Below are 3,426 nucleotides of genomic sequence, written 5' to 3' on the forward strand. Positions count from 1 at the left end.
CTTAACTCCGCTTTTTCCCGGGGAATGAAGCCCTTTTCCATCATTTCCGTAGCACAGGCCAGGGTACCGGCCAGGGAGATGGGATCAAGACCCAACTCGTTGCAGAGGAAGTTGGCCTTGGAAATGGCTTCAAAATCATCGATAAAAAGGTTGGGCCCCAAACCCCAGGTTGCCTCGTACTCCGGCCCTTCGCCAATACCTTTATATTTGCCCCGGTTGCGGCTAACCCGGCCACAACCGATGGAACAACCGAAACACCCCTTGTTGCGCACCAGGCAGTGCTCGGCCTGGTACTCGCCGGAAACATTTTCTGCCCGATCAAAAACCGCAGCTTCACTGAAGTTCTTTACCGGCAAGCCCCCGTGCTCATTCAGAATATTTACCAGAACATTGGTGCCATAAGCTGCCAAACCGGCCCCGGTTACGGGATGCGCTTTCAATTTGTTCCGGGCATCAGTAATTGCCTGCATGAACCCTTGCTGGTTGGCCACTTTGATGCCTCCGCTACCTCGAACCGCCAGCGCTTTCAAGTTCTTTGAGCCCATGACCGCTCCCACCCCGGAGCGCCCTGCAGCCCGGTTATACTCATTCATAATGCAGGCGAACTTGACCAGTTTTTCTCCGGCTGGCCCTATACAGGCCACTTTGGCCTCCTCGTGCGTAGCCTGCTTAATCATATCAGTCGTCTCCGGAACATTGCGACCCCAGAGTTCTTCTGCACTTCTCAATTCCACTTCGCCGTTATTTATCCATAAATAGACCGGCTTTTCCGCTTTGCCTTCAAAAATGATTCCATCATAACCGGCATATTTGAGTTCCGGACCGAAACTCCCCCCAGAGTTGGAAGCGGCAATGGTGCCGTTTAGTGGTCCCCGGGTTACTACATTATAGCGTCCGCCTGAGGCAGCCAAAGTTCCGGTAAGAGGGCCGGTCATAAAAATAATCTTGTTTTCCGAGCTCAAGGGATCTACCTGAGGGTTTACTTCATTCATGAACAATTTGCTTCCCAGGCCCCGGGCTCCGATATAATTTCTTAGAAGCAGCGGATCGAGCTTTTCTTTTTTGATCGTAGCGTCAGTAAGGTTAACCCTTAAAATCTGTCCTATCCATGCATACATCCTAACTCACCTCCTCATAAACATCCTTAAGCCTGGCTGCAACCGCCTTGCGACGCGCCAGTCCGGCTTCGCCCGCTTCCTGATAAGTGATGGCACCGGAAGGGCAGAACTTCACACATTCCGGATCCCCGCCGCAAAGGTCACATTTGATAATACTGTCGCTGATATGATCATAGAAAGTAGCTCCCAAAGGACAGGCAATAGTACAAGCCTTGCAAACCAGACAACGGCTTGAATTTACCACCATGGCACCAGTTTTATTATCGCGACTTACGGCTCCTACCGGGCAGACCTGCATACAAGCCGCTGTGCTGCATTGCTGGCAGAGAACCGGGGAGGAAAATCCCACTTTTTCAAAACTAAAAACCGATATGCGTGACCGGGCCGGGTTGAATTCTCCGCTGTGAGTAAACGAACACACCAGTTCACAGGTTCTGCAGCCAGTACATTTTTCCGGTTGAACTACAATAATCTTTTCCATCTCGCTCTGGCTTCCCTTAGTGAAAACCAGATTTCACCTCCTTTTTTGCTTGATCTACAACTGCCTTGTTCCTGGACTCCACCAACCAGCCTTAATCATTTACCTCTGTAATATTAGACAGCAAGAATCATGCCAACTCCCCCAAGTGCTTTCCAGATAAAAACAAAACCCCGCCTCACCGCGATTCAAGTGAACGGGGTTGATAAGATTATTTGCCGTTAGGATAACCATTGTAACAACACTGTCACAAGCAAGTTACATCCAGGTGACGGTATTGTTACATTTCGTGATACAAGGAAACAGTATACCTTACTTACAAGTCCAAAACCTCAAACTCCATATCCAGAAGGTTAAAAAAAAGAAGGCGTTTACGCAAAAGTTCCCCCCGACCCAGAAGGATTTTTACCACCTCAGCAGCCTGCAAACTGGCCACCACAGCTGGAGCAAATGCCAGGACCCCCTGCTTGCTTTCCGCCCCCTGCTCCTGGCTGCTGTTCCGATAGATTATTTCCAGGCTGTCCTCACCGGGAAACTGGGTACAAAGCTGGCCACACCAGCCGGCAATAGCACCATGTACCAGGGGCAGCGACATGCGCTGGCAGACAGCAGCCAGCATCTTGCGTACAGGAATGCTATCCAGGGCATCCACCACCACCTGATGTCCGGCCAGCAAATCCTCCCCCTCCCCTGCCGCAAAAGGTCTATTGAAGGCCTGGAATTTCACGGCCGGGTTGATGGCCTGAACTCTTTTGGCCGCTGTTTCAACCTTACTTTGCCCAATTGAATCTATCTCCGCCAGCAGTTGACGGTTAAGATTATGCTCGGCAAAATTATCATAATCCCAGGCGGATATTGAACCGATTCCCAGGCGGGCCAGTTCCTCCAAGAGGTAGCCTCCCAATCCTCCGCAACCGATTACCGCCACCCGGGACTGGAATAAACGGCACTGTTCTTCCCGGGTGATGGATTTTGCGTTGCGCTGGTAACGCCGGGGTAAAACACCCTGGGCCAGGAGCCTTCCCTCGGTTTCGTGTAAAGATAAACCCAGGGCCAGAGCCATTTCCTCTTCTTCTTTCCAGCCAATAAGCCCGGATGGGGCTTTTTGCCGCAACAATACATCCATTTTATCCATTCTACAAACATCCCCCTGGATGCCGCCGGCCTTCCGGCTTACTATATTTTAATGCTTTGATCATTTATCCCCCTCCTACCGGCGGAAAAATGGAAATGGTATCTCCCTCATGCAGCACCCGGTTCAGGTCAGCCGATTTTCCATTTACGAATATTATGCCCAGGTCGGTCGGGGATATAGCCAGTCCCTCAACTATATCTTGCACCTTGGCCGCTTCAGGATAAATCCCGCTTTGAACCTTAAAACGCCCCTGGCGCAATGTTGCAAATAGCTTAACTACTATCTTCACCTATCTACCTCCCGATTATTTCTACACAAAACCTGTCCAAGTTTAGTTCCACTGCAAAAACCCCTTTTTATGCAGAAGGGTTGCATGAATATACAAAGCGCTGGCGAAGGTGAAAGCGGGCGGTCGAAGACCGCCCTTACAATGCCTTGCAGTCGCTATTAAGGTTGTTGCGCCTGATTCGGAACGACACGGGGGTCGTTCCCTACATAGCCTGACAAATTCAATCCTGCCACAACTCAGCGGCCAGGTGTTCCACTTCTTTCTTGAGTACTTCAGTACCTTTATGGTCAATAAGCCATTCTTCGCCCTGGCAGAGCAATACATCGCCTTCCCGAGCCGCCGGCGGCAGTTTAGCCCGCTGGACTTTAATCACTTGCTCCTTACCCCTTATTTCCAGAAGAGCAAA

At 50.7% G+C, this 3,426-nt stretch carries 5 protein-coding genes; all 5 read right to left on the minus strand.

Translation table 11 applies throughout. The features are described 5' to 3' along the window. The coding region (locus PHP87_RS11480; RefSeq protein ID WP_299921500.1) for an aldehyde ferredoxin oxidoreductase N-terminal domain-containing protein at nt 1-1,118 on the minus strand (1,118 nt) is incomplete at its 3' end. A gap of 1 nt (nt 1,119) precedes the next feature. Continuing rightward, nucleotides 1,120-1,599, minus strand: a complete 480-nt coding sequence (locus PHP87_RS11485; RefSeq protein ID WP_299921502.1) for a 4Fe-4S dicluster domain-containing protein — start codon at nt 1,597-1,599, stop codon at nt 1,120-1,122. A gap of 313 nt (nt 1,600-1,912) precedes the next feature. Continuing rightward, on the minus strand, nt 1,913-2,731 hold the full coding sequence (locus PHP87_RS11490) for a HesA/MoeB/ThiF family protein (protein WP_299921504.1): 819 nt from the start codon (nt 2,729-2,731) through the stop codon (nt 1,913-1,915). Between the two features lie 64 nt (nt 2,732-2,795). After that, nucleotides 2,796-3,020: a MoaD/ThiS family protein gene (locus PHP87_RS11495; protein WP_299921506.1), complete on the minus strand. Its 225-nt coding sequence runs from the start codon at nt 3,018-3,020 to the stop codon at nt 2,796-2,798. 220 nt (nt 3,021-3,240) lie between these two features. Continuing rightward, nucleotides 3,241-3,426: DUF3006 domain-containing protein (locus PHP87_RS11500; protein ID WP_299921508.1), on the minus strand; the 186-nt coding region annotated here is incomplete at its 5' end.

It is taken from the genome of Syntrophomonas sp. (assembly GCF_028707975.1).
Classification (GTDB): Bacteria; Bacillota; Syntrophomonadia; order Syntrophomonadales; family Syntrophomonadaceae; genus Syntrophomonas.

Coding starts and splice junctions, on each gene's coding strand:
- PHP87_RS11485 (WP_299921502.1), bottom strand. CDS start 1,599: ATGGAAAAGATTATTGTAGTTCAACCGGAAAAATGTACTGGCTGCAGA.
- PHP87_RS11490 (WP_299921504.1), bottom strand. CDS start 2,731: ATGGATAAAATGGATGTATTGTTGCGGCAAAAAGCCCCATCCGGGCTT.